Below are 23177 nucleotides of genomic sequence, written 5' to 3' on the forward strand. Positions count from 1 at the left end.
TTATGCTCCCCTCTCTTTCCGCACTACGCGCTTTCGATGCAGCCGCGAAAACCGGCAGTTTTCGCGCCGCCGCCGAGCATCTTGTGGTGACGCCAACGGCCATCAGCCACCACATCCGTGGACTGGAAGATCAACTGGGCACCCTATTGTTTGAACGCGTGGGGCGCGAGGTCAGGCTAACGGAGGATGGAACACGGCTGGCCGAAACGACGGGACGGGCGTTTGGAATGCTGGAAGACACGGTTGGAGCTTTGCGCAGAACATCACGCAAGGTTGTGCGATTGGCCGCCGGACCCATCTTAACGGCCCGGTGGCTGATGCCACGCATCAGCGACCTTTGGCAGAGTTTCCCCGAGGTCGAGCTTGAGGTCGTACCTTCGTATCGTCCACGCATGATGGACCAGACTCACGCAGATATTGTTCTGAGCTGGCATCGACTGGCGGACATGCCACGCGGCTCACTCAAACTGCTGGAACTTCGACCTGTCGCCATAGCAAGCGCGCAGTACATTGACCAATATGGGCCCCTCGATGCGCCTGAAGATCTATTGAACAAACCCATCCTGCACCAACGCAATCATTGGGGCTGGCTGGACTGGTTTGCCGCGATGAACGTGCAGCCCGGGTCCCCCCTGATGGGCGTCGTGTTTGAAGATGCAAATATTTTGTTACGCGGGGCTGCCGAAGGACAAGGCGCAGTGGTGGGCTGGCTGCCACTGATTGATCAAGATCTCAGGGAGGGGCGGATTTTGCGCCTGTTCGACGAAGATATCAAACCCACACACGGCTATTTTGTCGAGGCACAGGACGGAAGCCGGGACAAGCGTGAAGTCCGGGACGTTATTGAGTGGTTGAGGTCCCAGAGCTGCGAACCTGGCTAAAAACATTGGCCATTGAACGCAAAAGCGCGCCGCTGAAGGCAGCGCGCTTAATTTGTCTCGTCGGACACAGATCGGTTTTGACCTGGCGCGTCCTTCTAAGCCTATGTAAGGCTTAGCTTCGCAGTCTGCTGCCCATGGGGTCAAACGGCGCCTCTGACAGAACACGCCCTTTGTGCGCCTTGCCAATCACCTGAATCACCACCTCATCTCCGGGTTGCGCCACTTCGGGGTTGCGGAAGCCAATGGCCAGTGATTTCCCGACCGAATAGCCATACGCCCCGGATGTGACCCGGCCAACAGGCGTGCCGTCGGGTGTAAAAATCGGCTCACTGCCGGTGGCATCTGCGTCCTCGGTCACGTCCAGTTCGAAGACCGTCAGAACTTCTCGTGGGGCGTTGTCCTTTACGGAAAGGTAGGCGTCCTTGTGGAGGAAATCCTTGTCGAGCTTGATCAGACCGGTCAGCCCAACCTCTTGCGGCCAGTATTCCTGGCTGTATTCCCGACCCCAGGATCCATAGCCCTTTTCGATGCGCAACGACCCCAGCGCACGTCCGCCAACGGGGCCGCCGCCGCAGTCTTTGGCGGCCTCAAGCAATGCGGTGTAAAGCGCGACCTGATCTGCCTCGGCGCAGTGCAGCTCCCAACCCAGATCACCTGTAAAACTGACGCGGATGGCCACACAGTCCACACCTGCAACGGTGATTTTCTGGGATCGCATGAAACGGAATGCTTCGTTGGATAGATCGGCATTGGTCAGACGTGCCAAAGCCTCACGCGATTTCGGACCTGCGACGTTGAACCCGGAAATACGGTCTGTCGCGACCTCCAAAGTGGTGCCTTCGGGCATCTCGACCATTTGGAAAAAGCGTTGATGATAGCGCTCGGCCATACCCGATCCGATCATCATGTATTCGTCTTCGGCCAGCTTGGTAATGGTGAAGTCCCCAGCTACGCCACCGCGAACCGAGATCAGAGGCGTCAGGCAACTGCGCCCGACTTCGGTTGGCACACGGTTGGCCACTAGACGGTCCAGCCAGTCGTAAGCACCCGGTCCCTTGATCACGTAGTTCGCAAAGTTCGAGATGTCGATAACGCCCACGCTTTCACGCAGCATCTGCACCTCGCGACCAACCGGATCGAACCAATTTTGGCGGGTAAAACCGGTTGTCTCTTCGGTGCCGGGTTCATCCGCGAACCACAGCGGGTGTTCCCAACCGCAGTTCAGACCAAAGACACAGCCCATCTGTTTTTGCATCTCAAAGGCCGGGCGCACACGGGCCGGACGGCCAGCGCTGCGTTCTTCATTGGGGAAGTGGATCTTGAAACGGTGCGTATAGGCGTCTTCCACCCGCGCTTTGGTGAATTTCTTGTCGGCCCAGTCACCAAACCGTGCCAGATCCCAAGCGAACATGTCATATTGCGGCTCGCCCTCGATCATCCACTGCGCTGCCAGCAAGCCCAACCCACCTGATTGCGAAAAGCCCGGGATCAGACCGCCACAGAGGAAATAATTCTTCAACTCTGGCACAGGCCCCCACAGCATGTTGGCATCGGGCGACCAGATCATCGGCCCGTTGATCACCCGCTTGACCCCGGCTGTTGCTGCAACCGGCACGCGTTCGGTCGCGCGGATCACGTTTTCCATGATCCGGTCCAAATCGTCAGGGAACAGATCGTGGGCAAAATCCAACGGTGTGCCCTCTTCGGCCCAGAACTTCATATCCTTTTCATAGGCACCAATAAGAAGCCCGTTGCCTTCCTGCCGGAAGTAATACTCGCCGTCCCGGTCGGCGATCGAAGGTAAGCGACGGCCCAGATTGGCGACTTCATCGATGGTTTCGGTCACGAAATACTGATGTTCGGTCGGTTGCAGCGGCAGCGTCAACCCTGCCAGAGCCGCCACTTCGCGCCCCCAAAGACCAGATGCATTAACCACCCATTGTGTGTGGATATCGCCTTTTGGTGTCCGAACAATCCAGCTTCCGTCCGGTTGCTGCTCGGTCCCTGTTACGGGGCAGAAACGTTCGATTGTTGCGCCCATGGCACGCGCCCCGGCAGCATAAGCATGGGGCACGCCCGAAGGGTCCACATTGCCGCCATCGGGTTCGTACATGATGCAACGGATGTCATCGAACTGTGCCAGCGGGTGAAGCTCTTTCGCTTCTTCGCGGCTGACCTCGTGAAAGTTCAGGCCGTAAAAACGCGCTTTGGCCTCTTGCAGGCGCAATTGCTGCTCGCGTTCTTCGGTTTGCGCCAAGTACAGCGAGCCCGGCTGGAACACGCCGCAGCTTTGGCCGGTTTCCTTCTCCAGCTCTTTATACAGGTTCATCGTATAGTGCTGGATTCGCGTGATGTTGTTGTTGTCGTGCAGCCCGTGAATATTGGCCGCCGCGTGCCAGGTCGAGCCACTGGTCAGTTCATCGCGCTCCAGCAGGATCGAGTCCGTCCAGCCGAGTTTGGCAAGGTGATACAAAATCGACGTACCGGCGAGACCGCCACCGATGACAACAGCTTGTGCGTGGGTTTTCATGGATCTGTTTCCCTAGATATGACGCGGCTCAGGCGGCGATTTCTTTCATAGCGGCAAGGAATTGAGCGACCTCGCCAGTTGAGTTGTAGTGACACATCGAGACCCGCACGCACGAGTCGTAGCCCAACGGGGTGAGAATATTCCCTGAATAGTGATCTGCTTTGCGCAGATGGGTACGAATGCCCTGATCGTTCAGTCGTTTCACCACATCGACAGAGGCCACGCCCTCAACACGCAGCGAGACCAAGCCTTCGCGCGCCGGGTTGTCGACCCCACCCAGAATGGTGACTTTCTCCATCTCGGCCAGGCCGCTCAGGTTGCCAGTGCCTTGGATCATCGCATCGGTCAGCGCTTTCTCCTGCGCATGGATGGCATCACCCGCCGCCAGGAACTTGCCACGCCGGTCGCTGGCATCGCTGACCTGACCACCCAACCACTCAAAATAAGACACAACATCGGACATGGTGGCATAAGCCCCGGTGTCGCGGGTCCCCATTTCCCAATTTTCCGCAGGGCCATCCAAAAGAGCGTTGTGGTCCAACGCGGTCAATCGGTCGGATATCCAGGCAACACCATATCCATGACGCGAAAACACCTTATAGGGTGAGATAACGTATCCATCGACGTCATATGCGGTCAGGTCGATCCGACCATGCGCCGCGTGCTGGATGCCATCGACGATAATGAAACAGTCGGGTGCTACGGCACGGATAACCTTAGATACGGCGGCCACATCCACGCCCATCCCTGTCACCGGCGACGTGTGCAGAATCGTTGCCACTTTGGTGTTTGGGGTGACGGCTGCTGCATAGGCATCGGCCGTCACAAGCCCCGTCTCATCATCATGCGGTATCAACACATGTTCCTGCCCGGCAATACGTGCCCAGCGATCGCAAGCCGAACGCGTGGCAGGATGTTCCAGCGTCGATCCCAGTACGACACCTGAACCTGTGCCCAGACAGGCGTTCATGATCAACCGAAACAGCAATTCAGTGCCGCTTTCCCCAACAAAGAACTGCCCGCCGGGTGCATTCATGAAATCTCGCATATCGGCTTTTGCGGCATTGATGGTATCAACAAGCGCATGCGACCCCGGGTTGTCGCGCCCCTGATTATCCGGGATCGCCGCGTAACGCACAGAACTGTCCAGAACCGAATTCAGGGTCAGCGCGCCGCCTGCATTTTCGAAAAAAATGCGCTCACCCTGTTCGGGGCAATGGTCGATCTGGGCAAACTGGTTGCGGATCTGCTCTAGCAGGCTTTCTGATATCTGGCTCATGACATGCGATGCTTTGTGTTGATGGTGCACTGTATGTCGCGGACCCTATGACGGTTCCACCTGCAGGACATGCAAAAAAAACGGATGCAATGCAGTCGAATTTTCTGCACCAAAGGCAAACACCGATTGGCTGGCTGGGGTGCGGTCGGGGAATCGAACGCACAGCAAGGAATGGACAGATTAACCAATCTGACCCTCCGTTTCAGCCGCGACTTTCAATAACCAGTTTTGAAACAGTCGAACTGCTGGCGTGGCATTCGCCTCGCGCAGATTGGCATAATACGCCCATGGGCTGTCGAGGTTCAGGGCAAATGGCTCGATCAGAAGCCCGCGTTCGACATAAGGCCGCGCCAGCGATTTCGGCAAAGCCACACATCCCAGGGATTTTGCCGCCAGTTCCAGCGCCAGGTTCGAACTGTTGCTTCTTGGGCCTTCTTTCTGGTCCAGATCCTCTAGCCCAAAATTTGCAGCCACTTTTTCCCAATACGCCGAGCGACCCAGAATATGGATCAGTTGCGCGTCGTGTAATTGCTGTGGGTCGGTCAAAGGTTGATCACCGACGGTATAGCCCGGCGCACAGACCACCGTCAGCTTTTCCGCCCACAAACGCGTCAGGCTTTCAGATGCATCATCCCTATGATTGATCGTGATCGAAATGTCCGAAACGTTGGGGTCCACATCCGTCCAGATGGTCCCGTGGACAGTCACGGAAATATCCGGGTGATTTTCGGAAAATCCTCGAATGACGTCGGGCAGCCAGTTTGCGGCGAGGCTAACAGGACAGGAGACGACCACAGTTCGGGTATGCGGTCTAAGTACAAGTGACTGAGTGGCTACGTCAATTTCCTGCAACGCATGGCGCACTGAAGGCAGATACGCTTTGCCCACATCGGTGAGTGACAGAGACCGTGGGTGGCGCACAAAGAGCGGTCGTTTGAGAAACTCCTCAAGCGACCGGACGTGATTGCTGACGGCGGATTGCGTGCAGTTCAACTCTTCTGCAGCACTTGTAAAGCTCAGATGGCGGGCAGCAGCCTCGAAGGAGCGCAGAAAAGACAGGTGCGGCAGGTTCATCATGTGCAGTGATCCGGTGCGGTATATATGTCGAGTATGGCGTGACCGGCACCTCCTCTTGTTCTTTTGCGACATAAACACTGTTACGCAAGCGACATGGCCGCCAGCGGACCCACAAAAATTCCGGTGCCATAGCCCAAAGATTGTTTTCGTGCCGCCGGACACAATTAAGCCTACCATGCGAGCTGAGACCGGTATCCAGACTTCAAACGCAAGCAGGCAGCCCGTGGCAGACAGATTTCACAAAATAGCAAGCTTTACCCTTGAAACGACTGCCGGAGATATCCCGGACTCGACGCTGAGCGCCGCAGCCAGAATGACGTTGGACACGCTGGGCATCACAATCGGCTCAGGCCCCATGACAGCAGGGGTGATCGCGCGCGAAAGCGCACTTGCCTTGTACGGCGCCGGTGACGAAACATTCAGCGCACGTATGATGTTTGATGGGCGTCGGGTCAGCGCCGCTGGGGCGGCTTTTGCCGCTGCTACACAAACTGACAACCTGGACGGGCATGACGGCTACAACCCGACCAAAGGCCATATCGGGGTGGCGGTCGTTCCCGCGCTGGCAGCAGTCGCGGAAACGATAGGGGAAATTCCTGGCCCCGAGGCACTCAGCGCCGTGACCATCGGCTACGAAGTTGCAGGGCGCGCCGGTATTTCACTGCACAACACTGTCAGCGACTACCATACCTCAGGCGCTTGGAACGCGTTGGGGGTGGTGGCTGTCGCGGCGCGGTTGCGTGGAATGAACCAAGATCAGATGCGGCAGGCCATGGGGATCGCCGAGTATCACGGACCCCGCAGCCAGATGATGCGCGAAATCGCCAATCCCACAATGCTGCATGACGGCTCGGGCTGGGGTGCGTTGGTCGGGCTCTCGTCGACCCTACTGGCCGAAAAAGGATTTACTGGCGCCCCTGCCATCACCGTCGAAGCTGACGAGGTCGCGCCATATTGGCAGGATTTGGGTCAGTTCTGGCAGATGGAGCATCAATACGTGAAGCCTTATCCGATCTGCCGCTGGGCGCACGCTGCAATCGACGCCACACGCGCCCTGATGCGGGATCATGACATTACGCACAAGGACATCGCATCAATCCGCGTCAACACGTTCCGCGAAAGTGCTTGTTTGTTTCAGGGAATGCCGGACGACACGTCAAAGGCGCAATACTCCCTGCCGTTTGCGGTCGCCACCATGGCCGCGTATGGGCGGATAGGGGTCGAACATATAACAGGGTCCGGATTGTCAGACCCTCTTGTTGCGTCGATTGTAGACCGCGTTTCCGTTTTTGAAACCGAACGCCATTCGGCGCGCTTCCCGAAAAGCCGCATTGCTGATGTTTCCATAACGTTGAAAGACGGCCGCATTCTGGACTCTGGCGACGTTCACGCCCGGGGTGGGCCCGAGGCGCCGATGAATGACGCGGAAGTGGACGAAAAATTCATGGAGTTTGCGGCCCCCTCGCTGGGAGACACCCGCGCCGCTGCCATCCGCGATGCCGTATGGGGGCTGTGCCAGCCGGGTTCCAGGTTCTCGGACCTTTCAGCGCTGCTCTATGACGCGCCAAAAGCGTAGGCGGGGCTTTCTGGAATGCCATTTACGCTCCTGAAATACGGGTTGTCATCGACCTATCCCGTGACCGGTGACATCCCGGCGACGCCCGATCTAAAGCCCAACTATGACGTGGTGATCGTGGGCGGCGGGGGCCACGGTTTGGCCTGCGCACACTACCTGTCCAAGTATCACGGCATCTCAAACGTCGCCGTTCTAGAAAAAGGCTATCTGGCCGGTGGCAATACCGCCCGGAACACCACAACAATCCGCTCGAACTATATCACCAAAGAGGGCATCGCATTCTACAAGGAAGGCGTTCAGCTTTATGAGGAGATGAGCGAAGAGCTGGACTTCAACGTGATGTTCAGCCAGCGCGGTCAGCTGACTTTGGCCCATACCGAAGCCACCTTGCGCAGTTTCCACCTGCGCGCCGAGATGGGCAAGCACGCGGGCACCAATATCGAAGTGGTGGATGCGCAAACCGTAAAAGAACTCAGCCCGCATCTGAACATGGACCAAGGCGGCCCGCTTGAGATCATGGGCGGGCTATGGCACGCCGATGGCGGCACAGCGCGGCATGACGCGGTGGCTTGGGGCTATGCGGCGCAGGCCAGCCGTCGGGGCGTGGAAATCCACCAGCGCACCGAGGTCGAAGGCTTCGACATCGACGGCGGCAAGATCACCAAGGTCCGCACCAACCGGGGGAACATCTCTGCCGGTCAGGTGATGATTGCCGTGGGCGGTATGAATTACGATATGGCCCTGAAGGCAGGCGTTGAGCTGCCGATCCGCTGTTTTCCCTTGCAGGCCATGGTGACACAGCCGCTGAAACCCTGGCTGCACACGCTGGTCAGCTCGGTCAGCCTGCACACCTATCTGGTGCAATCTTCGCGCGGTGAGATCGTGATTGGCGGCGGCTCGGACCCGTATCAGATGTATTCCACCCGCTCGACGCTGGATATGAAAGAGCATCTGGCCGAAGGCGCAGTGCATCTGTTCCCCTTCCTGCAAGGTGTGCGTCTGCTGCGGCAATGGGCCGGGATCACCGATATGACGCCCGATTATTCGCCCATCATGGGGGCCAGCCCGCTGGCGAACCTTTGGCTGGATTGCGGCTGGGGCACGTGGGGGTTCAAGGCGACGCCCGTGGCCGGGAAGTACATGGCCCAGACAATCGCCAACCAAAAGGTCGCGCCGATCCTCGAACCCTTCACCATGGAACGCTTCGCTACATTCGATCTGCTCAACGAAATGGGCGCAACCGCCGCGAGTCACTGACATGAAGATTCTGACCTGCCCGATGAACGGCCCCCGCAATATCAACGAATTCCAGTGCTTTGGCCCTGTGAAATCCGACCCCGATCCCGCCACAACCTCGGACCAGGATTGGGCGCGGCATTTGTTCCGTGCAGACAATACAACCGGAGTGATCACCGAGTGGTGGCGGCACGTACCGTCCAACTATTTCTTTCTGGCCGAGCGCAACGCGACGACCAACGAGGTGATCCGCACATTCGACGCATCGGAGATCGCTCAATGACCCGCCTGCCCGAACCTTATGGCACGCGCATTCGGCGCGACACCCCGGTGCGGTTTACCTTTGAAGGCCAAAGCTTTAGCGGGTTTGATGGCGACGTGATCGCTTCGGCGCTGGCCGTGAACGGCCAGTGGATGCTGTCGCGCAGTTTCAAGTACCACCGCCCGCGCGGTTTGATGTCAATGGCCGGATCAGAGGCGGACACGCTTGTGCAGTTGCCCTCGGACCCCAACGTGCAGGCGGACCGCCACCCGATCACCGAAGGGCTGACGGTCACGGCACAAAACGTTAATGGCTCGCTCGCGCGGGACCGGGATGCGTTTCTCGACAAGCTGGGCCGTTTCATGCCCGTGGGCTTCTATTACCGCACCTTCATGGGCCCCACGCGTAATAGTTGGTTAAAGCTCTGGGAGCCATTGATCCGCAAGAAGGCGGGTCTGGGTGTGCTCGACACAAACGCCGAACATAAGGACTTCGAAAAAGCAAACCTGTTCTGCGACCTGCTGGTCGTGGGTGGCGGTCTGGCGGGACTGACTGCAGCGATTGAAGCCGCTGAGGCAGGCGCGGATGTGATCCTGGCCGAGATGGAGCCGGATCTGGGTGGTGCGTTAACTTACCGCCGCGACGGCGCGGACCGGCTGGCAGACCTGACAGAGCGCGCAGATAAATTGGCCAACCTCCGGATCATGACCTCAACGATTGTGAATGGCTGGTACGAGGATAACTGGTTGCCGTTGATCCGAGGCAACAAACTGTTCAAAACCCGCGCGCGAGAGGTCATTCTGGCAACCGGCTGCATCGAACAGCCCGCTGTGTTCCGCAACAATGACCTGCCCGGCATCATTCTGGGTTCAGCCGCGCAACGCCTTATGCGGCACTATGCGGTCAAACCCGGTCAGCGTGCGGTGGTTCTGGCCGCCAATCCCGAAGGCTATCGCGTCGCGCAGGACTTGCGGGACGCGGGGGTCGAACTGGCCGCAATTGTTGACCCGCGCGATGGCGGCTCGGGCAAAGCGTTACAGGGCGTCCAGACCATTGCAGGCGATATCACTGAGGCGCAAGGTAAAACCCATGTCACCGGCATCACAGTCGCCGGTCAGCGGATCGACTGCGATCTGGTGGTGGTCTCGGTCGGGTCAGCGCCCAGTTGGCAGTTGCCTTGTCAGGCTGGCGCAAAACTCAGCTACGATGACGCGATCGCCCGCTTCTCTCTGGCTTTGCCCAATGGCCCACTGGGAACCGCAGGCAGCATCAACGGACCGGTCGCTGCGGATGTGGTGATCAATGATGCCCGCATCGCGAGCCATGCGGCGCTGGCTCGGCTGGGTCTGCCGCATGAAAAGATAGCCCAGATCGCCGACCCTGAAGCTGAATTGGCCAATTTCGAGCCCAACATCACCCCGCACCCCAAAGGCAAGGATTTCATCGACCGTGACGAGGATATTCAAGTCAAAGACCTGCAAAATGCTGCGAAAGAGGGCTATCGCGAGTTGGAGCTGATCAAGCGGTTTACCACGGTGGGCATGGGGCCATCACAGGGCCGCCATTCCGCTGTGGCAACGGCGCGGGTTGTGGCCGACGCCACCAGTCGCAGTATTGCCGAGACCGGCGTGACCACGGCGCGGCCCCCTTTTGCGCCGGAAACGCTGGGGGTATTGTCCGGGCATCACCATCCCGCGCAGCGGCGCAGCGCGTTGCATCAGGAGCACCTTCGCCTTAACGCTGATATGCGACCGGTCGGCGCGTGGTGGCGGCCCTATTTCTACGGGCCTAAAGCCGATGCCAACCGGCTGATCGAAGAAGAAGTCAAAGCGGTGCGCGAAGGTGTCGGCATGCTGGATGTCTCGACCCTTGGCGGGTTGGAAGTGCGCGGCCCGGATGCGGGCGAATTCCTCAACCGTATCTATACGATGGCCTATAAAAAACAGCCCGTCGGAAGATGCCGGTATTGTCTAATGACAAATGAAATGGGCACCGTGATAGATGATGGCGTCGCCTATCGTCTGGCTGAAGACATGTACTATGTCACAGCCACCACCGGTGCTGTGGCCCGCGTCTATACGGATATGCTGTTCTGGAACGCGCAATGGCGGCTGGATGTGGACGTGCTGAATGTCACTTCTGCTTTCTCCGGGTTCAACATCACCGGGCCAAAGGCGCGTCAGGTGGTCGAAGCACTGGACAGCGACATCGACTTCTCGCGCGACGGGTTTGCCTATCTCGACGGGCGCTCGGGTTCGGTGTCGAGCATACCGGTATGTGCCATGCGGATCGGCTTTACCGGCGAGCTGAGCTATGAGCTTCACTGCCCTTCAAGCTACGCCAAAACCCTATGGGATGCGATTTTGGCGGCGGGCGAACCCGTTGGTCTGCGCCCTTACGGCCTTGAGGCAAGCCGGATCTTACGCCTGGAAAAAGGGCATATTCTGATTGGGCAGGATACAGACGCGCTGACCTCGCCGGACGAGCTGGGCTTTGACTGGGCCGTGTCCAAGACCAAACCGTTCTTCGTCGGCAAACGCTCCATCGAGATGCGCCGGAACAAGGGGCTGTCCCGCAAGCTGGTGGGCCTCAGCTTTGAAGGGGGCGATGTTCCGCACGAAAGCTGTCTGGTTCTGCGCGACGAAGTGCCGGTGGGGCATGTAACCTCGGTTCTGTGGTCCCCTACCCTGCGTAAACATATCGCGTTGGCCTATGTGGACGGGCGCGACGCCGAGATCGGCTCTCCTGTCACGGTGAAGTGTCGCAATGGCAATCGGGTTCAGGTGCCGGTCGAAGGTCATGCCTTCTTTGACCCGGACAACACGCGGCAGGAGGTGTAAGGATGCAGATCTATCCGTTGCAACCGGGCGGGGCCGCCGAGGGTGTGGCCCTTGCGTCAGGACCAGTCACGTTGTCTGACATGACCGCTCTGCCGCGCTTTGGCCTGAAGGGCCGCGGCAGCGCCGACTGGCTTGCCGCCCAAGGGTATAATCTGCCCGAGATCAATCGATTGAGCGATGGTGTTCTACGCCTTGGCGGCAATGATCTTGTTGTCATCGAAGGGGTCGACGACCTGCGCGCCGCATGGCAGGCAGCAGACGCGCCCAAAGGTTATAATGCATGGCGCGAAGAAACATGGGCCTGGATGCATCTGTCCGGCCCGCGGCTTGATGATCTGATGGCCAAGATTTGCCCCGTAGACCTGCGTGCAAACACATTCACCGAAGGCCAGATCTCCCAAACTCGCGTCGGTTACACAGAAGCGGTTGTGTGGCGCGCGCATCATAAGGGGTTGGACGGATTCTGCGTTCTGTTCGACATCTCCGCCACTGCCTTTTTCGCCCAAGCCATTGAAACCGCCGCTCAGGAGTTCAAGAAAGAGGCTGTACTGTGAATTCCCCTGTCACCATCCTTCACACAGACAACCCCGCTGCATCCAAGGCCGTGCTGGCCCAGCGGCACCCGGATTTGGAAATCCACACCTGCGACAGCTACAAGGCTTTGCCGCAGATGATCGCGGATACCAAAGCTGAGGTGGTCTATTCCGTTCGCTTTGCAGGCACTCCCGGCTTTCCCCGCCAGGCACTGATTGATGCGCCCAGCGTCAAATGGGTGTCGGTTGGCGGGTCGGGCACCGACCATATGAATCCTTGGGACCCTGAAACCCTTACCGTGACCAACGCCGCCGGGGTGGCCGCTGACATGATGGCGCAATATGTGCTGGGGGCAATGTTCCACTTTACGTTGGACCTGCCTGGGTTTCGCGCGGCTCAAACCCGTCGCGAATGGGTGTCGGGCACAGTTGAACCAATTGACGGCAAAACGGTACTGATCCTCGGCCTCGGCCAGACGGGTATGGCCGTCGCCGCGCGGTGCAAGGCGATGGGTTTGACCACGGTCGGTGTACGGGCCCGTCCAAAACAGACCCCAAACGTAGATGAAGTGTATGGCATGGACGATCTGCACGACCTTTGGGCGCGTGCGGATTTCATCGTCGTCTGTGTCCCGCTGCTGGACAGTACCAAAGGTCTGGTCAATGCCCGCGCATTTGCCGGCATGAAGCCCGGCGCCGTGATCATCGACGTCTCGCGCGGCGGTGTGATAAATGAAGCCCCTCTGGTTTACGCGCTGGAAACCGGCGCGTTGAAAGGCGCGGCGCTTGATGTCTTTACCATCGAGCCACTGCCTTCGGACCATGTGCTTTGGGGCTTCGAAAATGTGATCATCACCCCACATTGCTCATCGGTTTATGAAGGTTGGGACCTGAAATCGGTCGAGATGTTTTCTGACAACCTCTGGCGCTATCGCAAGGGTGAAGCGCTGACCAATATCGTTAACCCCGAACGAGGATACTGACATGGCACGAGAAAGACGTAGCACCCGGGGTGGCGGGCGACGCGGCAAAAGCGATCGCGGTAGCGCAGCCATCCGGCAGTTGCCCTGGCAGGATGTGATCAACACGTCCCCCAAGATGGAATTGCTGAGCGAAGAGCAACTGGATCAGCTTCACGCCACGTCGATGCGTATCCTGTCTGAAGCAGGTATTCGTGTCATGGGCGACAACGTGATGAACCTGTTTGAACAGGCCGGAGCCCTGGTGGACCGCGACACCAAGACGATCCGCATCGACGAAAGCATCGTCAATGAGGCTCTGAAAACCGTTCCGAAGACCTTTACGCTGACAGGCCGCAACCCGGACAAACGGATTACGTTGGGTGGCGACCACGTCAATTTCGGTCTCGTGGCCGGTCCGCCGAATGTGCATGATTGCATCAACGGGCGACGTTCGGGCAATTATGAAGACTATTGCAACTTCATCAAGCTGGCGCATCACTTCAACGCCATCCACCTGATCGGCAATCAGGTGACCGCGCCGCAGGAAATGCCGGCCAATAATCGGCATCTGGATACCTACAACGCGAACCTCAGCTATAGCGACCTCAGTTTTCACGCCACAGCGATTGGCCGAGGGCGGGCGATGGATGGCATCAATATGATGGCCATCGCTCGGGGTATCTCATTGGATCAGATGCGCGCCGACCCTGGGCTGATTACGATCATTTCCGTGAACTCGCCCCGCCTGTTTGACGACGCGATGGGCGACGGGTTGATTGCCATGGCCGAACATGGCCAGCCGGTCACGATCACGCCCTTCACCCTGATGGGCGCTATGACCCCTGTCACCCTTCCCGCCGCTTTGGCCCAGCAAAATGCTGAAGCGCTGTTTGGTGTGACCCTGACCCAATTGGTCAATCCCGGCACGCCGGTGATGTACGGGGCGTTCACGTCGAACGTGGACATGCGCTCGGGGGCGCCCGCCTTTGGAACGCCAGAAAACACCAAGGCCAATATGATCAGCGGTCAGCTGACCCGCCGTTATGGCATTCCCTACCGAACTTCGAACGCCAACGCCTCGAACGTGGTCGATTTACAGGCAGCCTATGAGACGATGATGGCAACTTGGGGCGCTGTGCTGGGTGGGGCCAATCTGGTCTATCACGCAGCCGGTTGGCTCGAAGGTGGGCTGACGGCGTCTTATGAGAAGCTCGTCATGGATGTGGAAATCCTGCAAAACATGATGGAGTATCTGAAACCACTGAAGTTCGACGAAAGCGAACTGGCGCTGGACGCGATCAAAGACGTGCCCACTGGTGGCCATTTCTTTGGCGCTGAACACACGATGGAGCGCTATGAAACTGCGTTTTATGCCCCCATGCTGTCCGACTGGCAAAACCATGGCGCATGGGAAGCCGCGGGGTCCAAGACAGCGCTGAACCGGGCTACCGAAATCTGGCAGCAGGCGCTGCGCGAATACGAAGAACCGGTAATGGACCCAGCGATCCGCGAGGAGTTGGACGCTTATATTACCAAGCGCAAAGAAGAAATCGGTTCCGACGAGCCCTAAAGAAAAGGCCAGGTTATCAGCCCGGCCTTTGTTTACAACAGATCGAACAAGCGCCCCGGGACGTTTCCTTGTCGGGGCAAGCCCAAAGCCCGCATCAGCGCAAACATCATGGCCTGATTGGACGTCACCACGGGTTTGCCCAGCGTGGCTTCGATCCGGTCTACGGCCTCGACCGCGCGCATGTCGGTACAGCTGAGCACGATGGCTTCGGCTTCGGGATGATCGGCCTGACAGGCCAGATCGAACACCTCATCAGGGGTTAGTTCACCCTGCCCGTAATTCCCAAGCTCACGACCAATATCAGCGCATTTGACTGTTGTGATCTGGTTTTGCGCCAGAAAATCAACCGCCTGCGTGTTGATCTCGCCCAGATAGGGTGACGAGAACCCCACTTTGGTCACGCCCAAAGACTTGATTGCTTGGATCAATGATCCGGCGGCGGTAAAAGATAGTGCACCGGACCCTGCCTTGATGTCCTGCGCCAATTGCTCATCAAATGACGGGCCGTGTGTCAGGGTGGCGGACGTGCAGCCATAGAGCACCGCATCAGGCCGCACGCCTGCTATCATCTTCAGATCATGGCTGATGTCCGAGGCGCCGAGTCCAGCCATCTGGTCCGAACCTGGAATCTCATCCACATCATATCCACCCATGCGCTGAAAATGCACCGTCGTGTCCGGGCAGCGCATCAGCATCATGTCTGCCTCAAGATTGGTGTTGGTGAACGGCACCAGCACACCGATCTTGGCCCGTGTTCGGGTTTCGTGGGTCATGACGTCACCTCTTTCAAAACGGTCAGGCACCGATCCATTACGGGTTCTTCACAAATGGTGGCGCGCAGACAATCGCCCAATCCATAGCCCCCCATCCCGCGCATCAGTAACCCTTGGGCACGCAGGGCATCATCTGCTTTTTGCGCCATCTCCAGGTCCGCAAAACGGATCAACACGAAATTCGTATGGCTGGACGCGACCGTCAGCCCCAGAGCGCGGCATCCATCGGCGAACCGATCTCGAATGGCAGCGGTTTTGGAAACCGTATCCAGCATGTGAGCCTGATCCCGCATCGCTGCGGTCGCCATTGCCTGCGAGGGGATCGAGACGTTGTTCGGATTCAACAGCTTCCGCACCTCACCGGCAATAGCGTCGGGGAACAGACCCCAACCCACGCGCGCGCCCGCCAATCCATAGGCCTTGGAAAAGGTTCGCATGACCACAGTGTCGCCGCGATCTACCAGCGCGAAGACTTCGTCCGGTTTTTGATCCCGATCGGCGAACTCGGCATAGGCCTGGTCGACCACCAACAACACGTCCGCCGGTAACGCATTGCGCAGGCGGACAATTTCGGCATTCGGAATCAGAGTCCCGGTGGGGTTGCCCGGGTTACAGACAAAAGCAATCCGCGTTTGAGGCGTGATAGCGGCCAATATGTCATCGACCGAAACGGTCAAATCCACCTCACGTGCTTTCACGTAGTCGGCCTGCACTTGCGCCGTTGCAGAAGCAACGTAAGCATAGCCATAATCCGTGCCCAGCACCCGGTCGCCCGGCCCGGCGAATGCCCGGATCAGGCATCCGATCAACTCCATCGAGCCCGCACCGCACAGGATATTCCCGGCCGCGACACCATGGGTTTCGGCAATTGCAGCGCGAAGCTCTGGCCAATCGGGATCGGGGTAAAGTGGCATTTGATCCAACGCCGCCTGCCCTGCCGCAACCGCCGCTGGACTGGCTGGAAAGGCGCTTTCGTTTTGGGCCAGAGACACGGTTTCGGGCCCACCCAGATCCGCCAGCGCGTAAGCTGCCATCAGGCGGACATGCTCGACTGCGCGGATCATGACGTCCCTCCATATGCTTTCGCGCCTGCTTCGGTCACGAGACCACGTTTGAGGTCCAGCGCCAGGGCCTTTGGATCCCGTTCTGACGGATCGCCAAAGCCTCCACCGCCCGGCGTGTCGAAGATCAGGTAATCATCGCCTTCCACTCGCAGTTCTCCTTTGCCGGGAATGTCACCGTTGCCATCGCGGAACCGGATGCGCCCCGGGGCACCGGGCTGGCCGCCCATTCGGCCCAAGGCTGGGAACTTCAGACGCTCGACCGAAAGGAAAACGATGAAAGGCGCGTTGTTGGACGAGGTCATTTCGATCCTTTGTCCCAACCCTCCGCGATATTTACCTGCTCCTCCTGAATCCGGCAACAGTTCGCGCCGCCACATCACGACTGGTGCGACGCTTTCTGTGATCTCGACCTGCGATCCAAACACGCCCGAGGGGTAGGCGGTTGCAGACAATCCGTCTGCGTGGGGTCGCGCGCCGGTGCCACCATTGTGGACTGGTTCGATCGCAAATTCCCGCCCGCCATTGGCCGCAACTTCTGGCGCGTGGCGCATGGGCAAATCGAACATGCACGATGCACCCTCGGCAGGAACCTGATCCGGCAGCGCCTGATGCAGGCATCCCAAGACCAGATCCGGGGTCACTTGTCCCAGCGTATGGCGCATGGCGACCGGCACAGGGCGTTGTGCATTCAGAATACAGCCCTTGGGGCCATCCACCGTGAACGGCTCCAGCGAGCCTGCATTGTTCGGAATGTCCGGGCCAACGATGCAGCGCAAGGCAAACACCGTATAGGCCGTTGCATAGTTCAACGGGACGTTGATACCTTTTTTCGAACAACCCGATGTGCCGGTAAAATCCACATGCATCCCGACCTTGGTGACAGTCAGCGTGGCGTGCAACTCCAGCTCATTCTCATATCCGTCCATGCGCAGCACGTTCTTGTAAACGCCTTCTGGCACCTCGGCGATGGCCTCCAGCGCGCCCTTGCGCGAGGTTTCGATGATATAGCTGCCCAACGTGTCCAGATCGTCGATCCCGAACTCTTCCATCATCGCCACCAGACGGTTCACGCCCGCCTCGCAACAGGCGATCAGAGCGTAGATGTCGCCTTCGTTGGCAATCGGCTCGCGCGAATTGGCGCGGATGATGTCCATCAGCAGCGCGCTGGGCGTGCCTTCCTCAACCAGTTTGCAGGGTGGGATCAGCAGGCCTTCGTCGTAGATGTCTGACCCCTCTGGCCCCATCCCCAGACCACCCAGATCGACCAGATGCGAGGTGCACGAGGTAAAACCAACAACTTTGCCATCCTTGAACGCGGGCATCATCAGCAGGAAGTCGTTCAGGTGCCCCGAGGCCAGCCACGGATCATTGGTCATGTAGATGTCGCCGGGTTTCATGTCCTGCAGCGCAAATCGCTCTCGCAAGTGCAGAACAGCTTCGGCCATTGTGTTGATATGGCCGGGCGTGCCGGTCACGGCCTGGGCCAGCATCCGACCATTGACGTCAAAGATACCGGCGGAAATATCTCCACATTCACGTACAATGGGAGAAAAAGCCGCGCGGATCAGGGTTTGGCCCTGCTCTTCTACCACGGCCAGCAGGCGGTTCCACATCACTTGCAAACGGGCGGGGGAAAGTTCAGCAGTCATTTAGCGCCTCCTTTCTGGTCTTGGACCAGGACAAGGTTGCCAATGGCATCCATGTGCGCCGAGAAATCGGCAGATACGAGCGTGGTGGTTTGCGGTTCATGGATCAGCGCCGGGCCGCGTACATGGTCACCGGGTTTCAGGTCGGTACGGGCCACAAAGGCCGCGTTTTTCGCAGCACCATCCACATCGCAAGTGATGGGCCGCGTATCAGTGACGTCAAACGCCGTGAGGTCCGGTGTTTGAGGCACCGGCGGCACAGAACTGTCCGGCGTTGCGACCCGAACCGCCCAATTGAGAATCTCAATCTCCATCCCCGGCACGGGGCGCGAGAATTGCTTTTTGTATTCCTCTTCAAAGGCGGCGGTCAGCGGCGCAATATCGTCGCGCGTCAGGGCACGATCCGGTAGCTGGATCTCGATCTCGTGGCCCTGCCCGTTATATCGCATAAAGGCAGTGCGCTGGCTTTCGGTCGGTGCATCGCCTGCCCCTTTGGCAACAACCTCTTTTGCTTCGGCAATCATTGTATCGAAAAGGGCGTTCACCCCATCCATATCCATACTGTCGAGCAAGGAATAGCGTGAGCGGACGATTTCGAACGACACCGGCGCAAACAGGAAGCCAACCGCCGAACCGACACCCGGATTGGGTGGGATCACGATACACGACACCCCGGCTGAGCGTGCAACGCGGCTTGCATGCAACGGCCCGTTGCCGCCAAAGGCTATCATCGTGCGCGGCCCCAGATCCTTACCGCTTTCAACGGCATGCATACGCCCGGCGCTGGCCATGCTTTCATCCACGATCCGGCTGACGCCGTCCGCCGATCCGACCGCATCCAAGTCCAGTTGCTCGCCAATCACGCGCGTCAGTGCGGCCTTTGAGCCTTCGGGGTCCAGTTGAATATGCCCCTCGGCAAACGTATCTGGCACGATATAGCCAAGCGTGATGTCGCTGTCGGTCACGGTTGGATCCGTGCCGCCGCGCATGAAAGCCACCGGCCCGGGCTCTGACCCGGCAGATTTCGGGCCAACGGTCAGACGGCCCAGACGGTCAACACCTGCTATCGAGCCACCACCAGCGCCGATTTCAATCATCTCAATCACCGGGATACGCACCGGCATGCCCGAGCCTTTGATGAACCGTGCCGCACGTGCAATTTCAAAGGATCTGGAGGTCTGAGGACGCGCGTTGTCGATCAGGCAAAGCTTGGCTGTGGTGCCACCGACATCAAATGACAGGACCTGATCCAGCCCAGACCGCGCCGCAATCCGTGCAGCCAGAATGGCACCGCCCGCAGGGCCGGATTCAACCAGACGGATTGGAAACCGTGCAGCAGTTTCCACGGTGCACATCCCACCACCCGCAGTCATCATCAGGATCGGACAAGTTACACCCTCGGCCGCGAACTGTTCGACGAACCGGGACAGATAAGATTCCATCAACGGTTGAATGTAGGCGTTTGCGACGGTGGTGCAGAGCCGGTCAAACTCACGCGCTTCGGGACTGACGTCGGACGAGATCGAAACCGTTAAATCGGGACGGTGTTCAGCCAGAAGATCGCGCAAGCGTTGTTCGTGGGTGGGGTTGGCGTAAGAGTGCATAAGGCAGATCGCCACCGCCTCGGCACCGCTGGCATCGAGCTCGATCAGCAGGTGCTCAATCTGCGCCTCATCCAAATCGATCAGAACCCCGCCTTCGGCCGACATACGTTCGCGAATGACGAAGGATCGTTCACGCGGCACCAGAAGGTCCGGCTTTTCAAGATTAATGTCGTATTGCGAATAGCGCCGCTCGTACCCGATATCGAGGATGTCTCGGAACCCTTCGGTGCAGATCGTTGCCACAACCGCCCCACGCCGTTCAATCAGCGCGTTGGTCGCAAGCGTAGTACCATGAATAAACCCGGTAACTTCCATTAGCGACCGACCGGTCTGCGTCATGACGCGCTGAGCGCCTTCCATAGCGCCTTCGGCTGGGTTTTTATGCGTGGTCAGGGTTTTCGTCGACGCCAGTATCGTCTCATCCCCCGAGACCAAAACTGTGTCGGTAAAGGTGCCACCAATATCGATGGCAAGGCGTAGCGCGGTAGTCATTTGGTATTCCGTTGTCGTCTGAAAGCATGCAGGTAGTTCGCCCCGCAGGGCGGCTACCGGCGCGGTGTCACCAGATCACAACCGGTTGCACGGCGGTCCAGACGATTGGGGATACACAAACGAGTCATACCGTTTTTTGGCCCGTTGACCAAAATCCCACTAGCGAGTTTGCGACATTACTGTCCTCAAGCGACACAATGTTGTCCACCTCGCCAATAGACTTCAGGTCAAACCCACTTTGCCTGTTTGATGAGTGGGGACAGAGACCAGATCATCCGCAAGCAGGTCATCAACAAAAAGACTTAAAAGTTGCAATCGACCCGATACTCCGGCCTTTCGGTAAATTGACGCACATTGCGCTTTGATCGTGCCCTGTTTTGTCGCCCGAATTTCAGCGATTTCAGCGATCGCGTATCCTTTTATCGCCAGAATGGCGACGTCCCGTTCGGCCTGAGTCAACGACCATGCCTGGAACCGCGCTTCAAGCACCTCGCCAAATGCGCCAGAGGCGACTTTCATCTGATCCTCAAGCTTGGCCTGACGGCTCAGCATTTTGCGCAGCTCGACCGTGGTGAACGCCAACCCACTAATCAGCGCAACCGTGACGAACAATTCGACAAGATCACTTTCCGCCAGAAAAAACGTGGAGTTGGGCCAAAAGTCCAAAACAATGTCCAACAGGAAGTAAGCGCTACAGCTAGCCTGCACTGCAAATAAGGACCATAAAACTGTGGCACGCGTCATGATTTTGCTTTCGGTCAGTCCGGGGTGCGTCCGGAGCTGGACACACCCCATTAATATCAGCTGTCGTCCTCGTCGTCTTCCAGCTCAATTTCCAGAACGGCGCCGGTTTCAGGTGAAACTTCGATCTCATAGGTCTTGCCGTCGAGTGACGCATAAACTTCAATCTCGTCCTCTTCGACTTCGAACTTTGTGATGGAATAGCCCTTGGCTTCTAATGCCGCGCGAATTGCACCCTCAGAGGATCCCAGCACATCATTCACGTTGATTTGCGCCAACGCCAAGCCGGGTGTCACAAAAGCCGCCAGCACTGCCAGTTTGCCAATTTTGTTCATTTGCATTCCTTTCAAGGATATCAGTCACCGCGAGATTGCGGTTGTCCTGAACTGTGCGGCTTGCTGGCTCAACAAAATTGGACTTTTGGCAGAATTCAACCGGCTTAGGCCAAAGGTTTATGCAGAAAAATGTTAGAGCGGCTGACAGTTTCCAAACCTATTCAGTACATTGCGCGTGATCTGTTCGACCTGACGATCTTGGCGAACAAGGCCCATCACCCATTCACACGTGCCTGCGGTAAAGACCTCTCCAAGCCCACGTTGCCAATAGATGACCGCCCCGTTGCCCCGGCTGCTGCGATCCAGTGTCTCGTCCGTGCAAACCCCAAACATGCTTTCGGCTTTAAACACCGCATCTGAGTTTCCGATATACAAGGTCTCGCCCCAGATTTCGTGGTCAGGCTCGATATTGGTCGCCAGACCGAGTGCGAGGATCTGTACGCCCAAATCCGCGCCATCCAAGCCGGTGGGAAAGGGCAGCCCGTCGTCCATTCTGTAATCCAGACCGTCGACTTCATACCCGAAGACACGCGCTCCTGCGCCCAATTGGTCACCATATCCCAGTTGTGCGCCTTCAAACGCCCAGTGGTCGGGTCGATAGACCGTAAATCCGCCACTTCCCTGCCCGACACATCGGCCCAGACCTGCATAGACGCCCTTCAAGCCGTTAACCCCAAAGGTCCGGGCACCAGGCCAGTTAGCGGGAAAGACCTCCCACGCCGATGTCACGAGATGTTCGCGGTCGCTCGCCACCAAAGGGTCAAGATCTGCGGTGTATTTATAGCAAACCTGGGTTCGGCCCTGATCTTCGATCCGGGTTTGCCACAGGAAGTTTCCAGCAAATCGGGCGACACGCCCGCCACCTTCCGTAAAGCTGTCGACAGCGTGGCGCATATTGGCTGACCAATATTCGTCGTGGCCCACAAAAACAGCGCATTGATAGTCCTTCAACAGGTCCGGGTCAGCCTCAAGATCATGCTGGGTCGCGAAATCGAACTCGTACCCTTCCGCTTCGGCCCAGCGCGCAAAATGACGCTCGTAGCTGGCCCATCCCGCCGAGGCGTATTTCTTGGAATATCCATAGGAATAGGCCCATTCCATATAGGGGTAGCGCACCATATCTCCTGGTTTATGCGGTGTATCCGGCACAGCACGCGGGGCACCTGCAGGAAGCTTACAAAATCCCCGTGACCACGGCCGTTGTGTCGACACCACCGGAGAGAACGACTTGCCCTCGGGTCCGGTGATGCCTTCGTAGTGATTGGACCCTCCCCAGCAATTGTAGGCCAGCCATGTCCCAGTGGCGCAGATCAGTACAAAAGGTGCTGCTGGTTTTTCAGGCGCGCGCCGCAGCAGGAACAAGTGATGCTCTTCCACCCGATCCCCATCTTGTTCGGCACGCAATGTCACCAGGTAGCCGCCTTCACGCCAGTCGTCCGGTATCCTGAACTCGTAAGTCACCTCCCACCCGCATCCGGTGACCGAGCAATCTTTGGGCGTCCTCTGATGCACACCTTTCAAGCCGCTCTCGCGATGCATCACCTCGTAAGTTGCACCATCGCGCCCGATCTCCAGATCCCACTCCCGAGCGGTGGTAGAAACGCGCAGAGCCAACAGTTCGCCCGGCGCATAAGTCATACGCTCTGTGTACCCCCATATCTCAAGAACCGACGCGTCACGGGACGGCCCGATGTAGTAGTGGTCGAGAATATGTCGCGCCTTGGCGCGGGTTCTTGGGGTGATGGCAGGGCCTTGGTCCTCAGAACGCGTCATGGG

The 23177-nt window shown here is 58.3% G+C and carries 18 protein-coding genes; 8 read left to right on the forward strand and 10 right to left on the reverse strand.

Annotated elements, in window-relative coordinates:
- The first annotated feature begins 2 nt into the window (after positions 1–2).
- Complete coding sequence (locus GOV90_RS16535) at positions 3–881, forward strand: LysR family transcriptional regulator (protein ID WP_171095105.1); 879 nt, start codon at positions 3–5, stop codon at positions 879–881.
- A 112-nt stretch (positions 882–993) separates the two neighbouring features.
- On the opposite strand, the gene GOV90_RS16540 is transcribed toward GOV90_RS16535, so the two are convergent.
- The 3 genes from GOV90_RS16540 to GOV90_RS16550 all read right to left on the reverse strand — a co-directional run bounded on the left by GOV90_RS16540 (position 994) and on the right by GOV90_RS16550 (position 5767).
- Entirely contained in the window at positions 994–3411 is a 2418-nt protein-coding gene (locus GOV90_RS16540; RefSeq protein ID WP_171095107.1) for an FAD-dependent oxidoreductase, read from the reverse strand.
- A gap of 28 nt (positions 3412–3439) precedes the next feature.
- The gene (locus tag GOV90_RS16545; RefSeq protein ID WP_171095109.1) at positions 3440–4690 is read right to left on the reverse strand and encodes an aminotransferase class V-fold PLP-dependent enzyme; all 1251 of its coding nucleotides are present in this window, start codon (positions 4688–4690) and stop codon (positions 3440–3442) included.
- Positions 4691–4870: 180 nt separating this feature from the next.
- A complete protein-coding gene (locus tag GOV90_RS16550) occupies positions 4871–5767 on the reverse strand; it encodes a LysR substrate-binding domain-containing protein (protein WP_171095111.1) in 897 nt (298 codons plus the stop codon).
- Positions 5768–5990: 223 nt separating this feature from the next.
- Here GOV90_RS16550 and GOV90_RS16555 point away from each other — a divergent pair, with 223 nt between their 5' ends.
- From GOV90_RS16555 to GOV90_RS16585, 7 genes are read left to right on the forward strand one after another with little or no spacing between them, the layout of a single operon-like run.
- Positions 5991–7343, forward strand: coding sequence for an MmgE/PrpD family protein (locus tag GOV90_RS16555; protein WP_256367936.1), 1353 nt, complete (start codon positions 5991–5993; stop codon positions 7341–7343).
- 15 nt (positions 7344–7358) lie between these two features.
- The gene (locus tag GOV90_RS16560; protein WP_171095116.1) at positions 7359–8600 is read left to right on the forward strand and encodes an FAD-dependent oxidoreductase; all 1242 of its coding nucleotides are present in this window, start codon (positions 7359–7361) and stop codon (positions 8598–8600) included.
- A 1-nt stretch (position 8601) separates the two neighbouring features.
- Positions 8602–8862, forward strand: coding sequence for a sarcosine oxidase subunit delta (locus GOV90_RS16565; RefSeq protein ID WP_171095118.1), 261 nt, complete (start codon positions 8602–8604; stop codon positions 8860–8862).
- Positions 8859–11681, forward strand: a complete 2823-nt coding sequence (locus GOV90_RS21345; RefSeq protein WP_171095119.1) for a 2Fe-2S iron-sulfur cluster-binding protein — start codon at positions 8859–8861, stop codon at positions 11679–11681. Before GOV90_RS16565 ends, GOV90_RS21345 begins: the two co-directional genes overlap by 4 nt.
- Before the next feature lie 2 nt (positions 11682–11683).
- A complete protein-coding gene (locus GOV90_RS16575) occupies positions 11684–12235 on the forward strand; it encodes a hypothetical protein (RefSeq protein ID WP_171095121.1) in 552 nt (183 codons plus the stop codon).
- A complete protein-coding gene (locus GOV90_RS21395; protein ID WP_171095123.1) occupies positions 12232–13197 on the forward strand; it encodes a D-2-hydroxyacid dehydrogenase in 966 nt (321 codons plus the stop codon). The genes GOV90_RS16575 and GOV90_RS21395 overlap by 4 nt, the downstream gene beginning before the upstream one ends.
- Before the next feature lies 1 nt (position 13198).
- On the forward strand, positions 13199–14746 hold the full coding sequence (locus GOV90_RS16585; protein WP_171095125.1) for a trimethylamine methyltransferase family protein: 1548 nt from the start codon (positions 13199–13201) through the stop codon (positions 14744–14746).
- A gap of 32 nt (positions 14747–14778) precedes the next feature.
- On the opposite strand, the gene GOV90_RS16590 is transcribed toward GOV90_RS16585, so the two are convergent.
- The 7 genes from GOV90_RS16590 to GOV90_RS16620 all read right to left on the reverse strand — a co-directional run bounded on the left by GOV90_RS16590 (position 14779) and on the right by GOV90_RS16620 (position 23174).
- Positions 14779–15519, reverse strand: coding sequence for an Asp/Glu racemase (locus tag GOV90_RS16590; RefSeq protein WP_171095128.1), 741 nt, complete (start codon positions 15517–15519; stop codon positions 14779–14781).
- Entirely contained in the window at positions 15516–16583 is a 1068-nt protein-coding gene (locus GOV90_RS16595; protein WP_171095130.1) for a histidinol-phosphate transaminase, read from the reverse strand. Before GOV90_RS16595 ends, GOV90_RS16590 begins: the two co-directional genes overlap by 4 nt.
- On the reverse strand, positions 16580–18232 hold the full coding sequence (locus tag GOV90_RS16600; protein WP_171095131.1) for a hydantoinase B/oxoprolinase family protein: 1653 nt from the start codon (positions 18230–18232) through the stop codon (positions 16580–16582). The genes GOV90_RS16595 and GOV90_RS16600 overlap by 4 nt, the downstream gene beginning before the upstream one ends.
- Positions 18229–20325 carry a hydantoinase/oxoprolinase family protein gene (locus tag GOV90_RS16605; RefSeq protein WP_171095133.1) on the reverse strand — a complete coding sequence of 699 codons (2097 nt, stop codon included), beginning with the start codon at positions 20323–20325 and terminating at the stop codon, positions 18229–18231. The genes GOV90_RS16600 and GOV90_RS16605 overlap by 4 nt, the downstream gene beginning before the upstream one ends.
- A gap of 222 nt (positions 20326–20547) precedes the next feature.
- Positions 20548–21069, reverse strand: a complete 522-nt coding sequence (locus tag GOV90_RS16610) for a helix-turn-helix transcriptional regulator (RefSeq protein ID WP_171095136.1) — start codon at positions 21067–21069, stop codon at positions 20548–20550.
- Positions 21070–21125: 56 nt separating this feature from the next.
- The gene (locus GOV90_RS16615; protein ID WP_171095138.1) at positions 21126–21401 is read right to left on the reverse strand and encodes a PepSY domain-containing protein; all 276 of its coding nucleotides are present in this window, start codon (positions 21399–21401) and stop codon (positions 21126–21128) included.
- Positions 21402–21533: 132 nt separating this feature from the next.
- Positions 21534–23174 (reverse strand): N,N-dimethylformamidase beta subunit family domain-containing protein, encoded by a 1641-nt coding sequence (locus GOV90_RS16620; protein ID WP_171105465.1) that lies wholly within the window; start codon positions 23172–23174, stop codon positions 21534–21536.
- Positions 23175–23177 lie beyond the last annotated feature (3 nt).

Source organism: Ruegeria sp. HKCCA5929 (assembly GCF_013034525.1).
In the GTDB taxonomy this organism is placed as follows: domain Bacteria; phylum Pseudomonadota; class Alphaproteobacteria; order Rhodobacterales; family Rhodobacteraceae; genus Ruegeria.

Coding starts and splice junctions, on each gene's coding strand:
- GOV90_RS16590 (WP_171095128.1), bottom strand. CDS start 15,519: ATGACCCACGAAACCCGAACACGGGCCAAGATCGGTGTGCTGGTGCCG.
- GOV90_RS16550 (WP_171095111.1), bottom strand. CDS start 5,767: ATGATGAACCTGCCGCACCTGTCTTTTCTGCGCTCCTTCGAGGCTGCT.
- GOV90_RS16535 (WP_171095105.1), top strand. CDS start 3: ATGCTCCCCTCTCTTTCCGCACTACGCGCTTTCGATGCAGCCGCGAAA.
- GOV90_RS21345 (WP_171095119.1), top strand. CDS start 8,859: ATGACCCGCCTGCCCGAACCTTATGGCACGCGCATTCGGCGCGACACC.
- GOV90_RS16575 (WP_171095121.1), top strand. CDS start 11,684: ATGCAGATCTATCCGTTGCAACCGGGCGGGGCCGCCGAGGGTGTGGCC.
- GOV90_RS16560 (WP_171095116.1), top strand. CDS start 7,359: ATGCCATTTACGCTCCTGAAATACGGGTTGTCATCGACCTATCCCGTG.
- GOV90_RS16585 (WP_171095125.1), top strand. CDS start 13,199: ATGGCACGAGAAAGACGTAGCACCCGGGGTGGCGGGCGACGCGGCAAA.
- GOV90_RS16605 (WP_171095133.1), bottom strand. CDS start 20,325: ATGACTACCGCGCTACGCCTTGCCATCGATATTGGTGGCACCTTTACC.
- GOV90_RS16545 (WP_171095109.1), bottom strand. CDS start 4,690: ATGAGCCAGATATCAGAAAGCCTGCTAGAGCAGATCCGCAACCAGTTT.
- GOV90_RS16595 (WP_171095130.1), bottom strand. CDS start 16,583: ATGATCCGCGCAGTCGAGCATGTCCGCCTGATGGCAGCTTACGCGCTG.
- GOV90_RS16565 (WP_171095118.1), top strand. CDS start 8,602: ATGAAGATTCTGACCTGCCCGATGAACGGCCCCCGCAATATCAACGAA.
- GOV90_RS16600 (WP_171095131.1), bottom strand. CDS start 18,232: ATGACTGCTGAACTTTCCCCCGCCCGTTTGCAAGTGATGTGGAACCGC.
- GOV90_RS16540 (WP_171095107.1), bottom strand. CDS start 3,411: ATGAAAACCCACGCACAAGCTGTTGTCATCGGTGGCGGTCTCGCCGGT.
- GOV90_RS16620 (WP_171105465.1), bottom strand. CDS start 23,174: ATGACGCGTTCTGAGGACCAAGGCCCTGCCATCACCCCAAGAACCCGC.
- GOV90_RS16610 (WP_171095136.1), bottom strand. CDS start 21,069: ATGACGCGTGCCACAGTTTTATGGTCCTTATTTGCAGTGCAGGCTAGC.
- GOV90_RS16615 (WP_171095138.1), bottom strand. CDS start 21,401: ATGAACAAAATTGGCAAACTGGCAGTGCTGGCGGCTTTTGTGACACCC.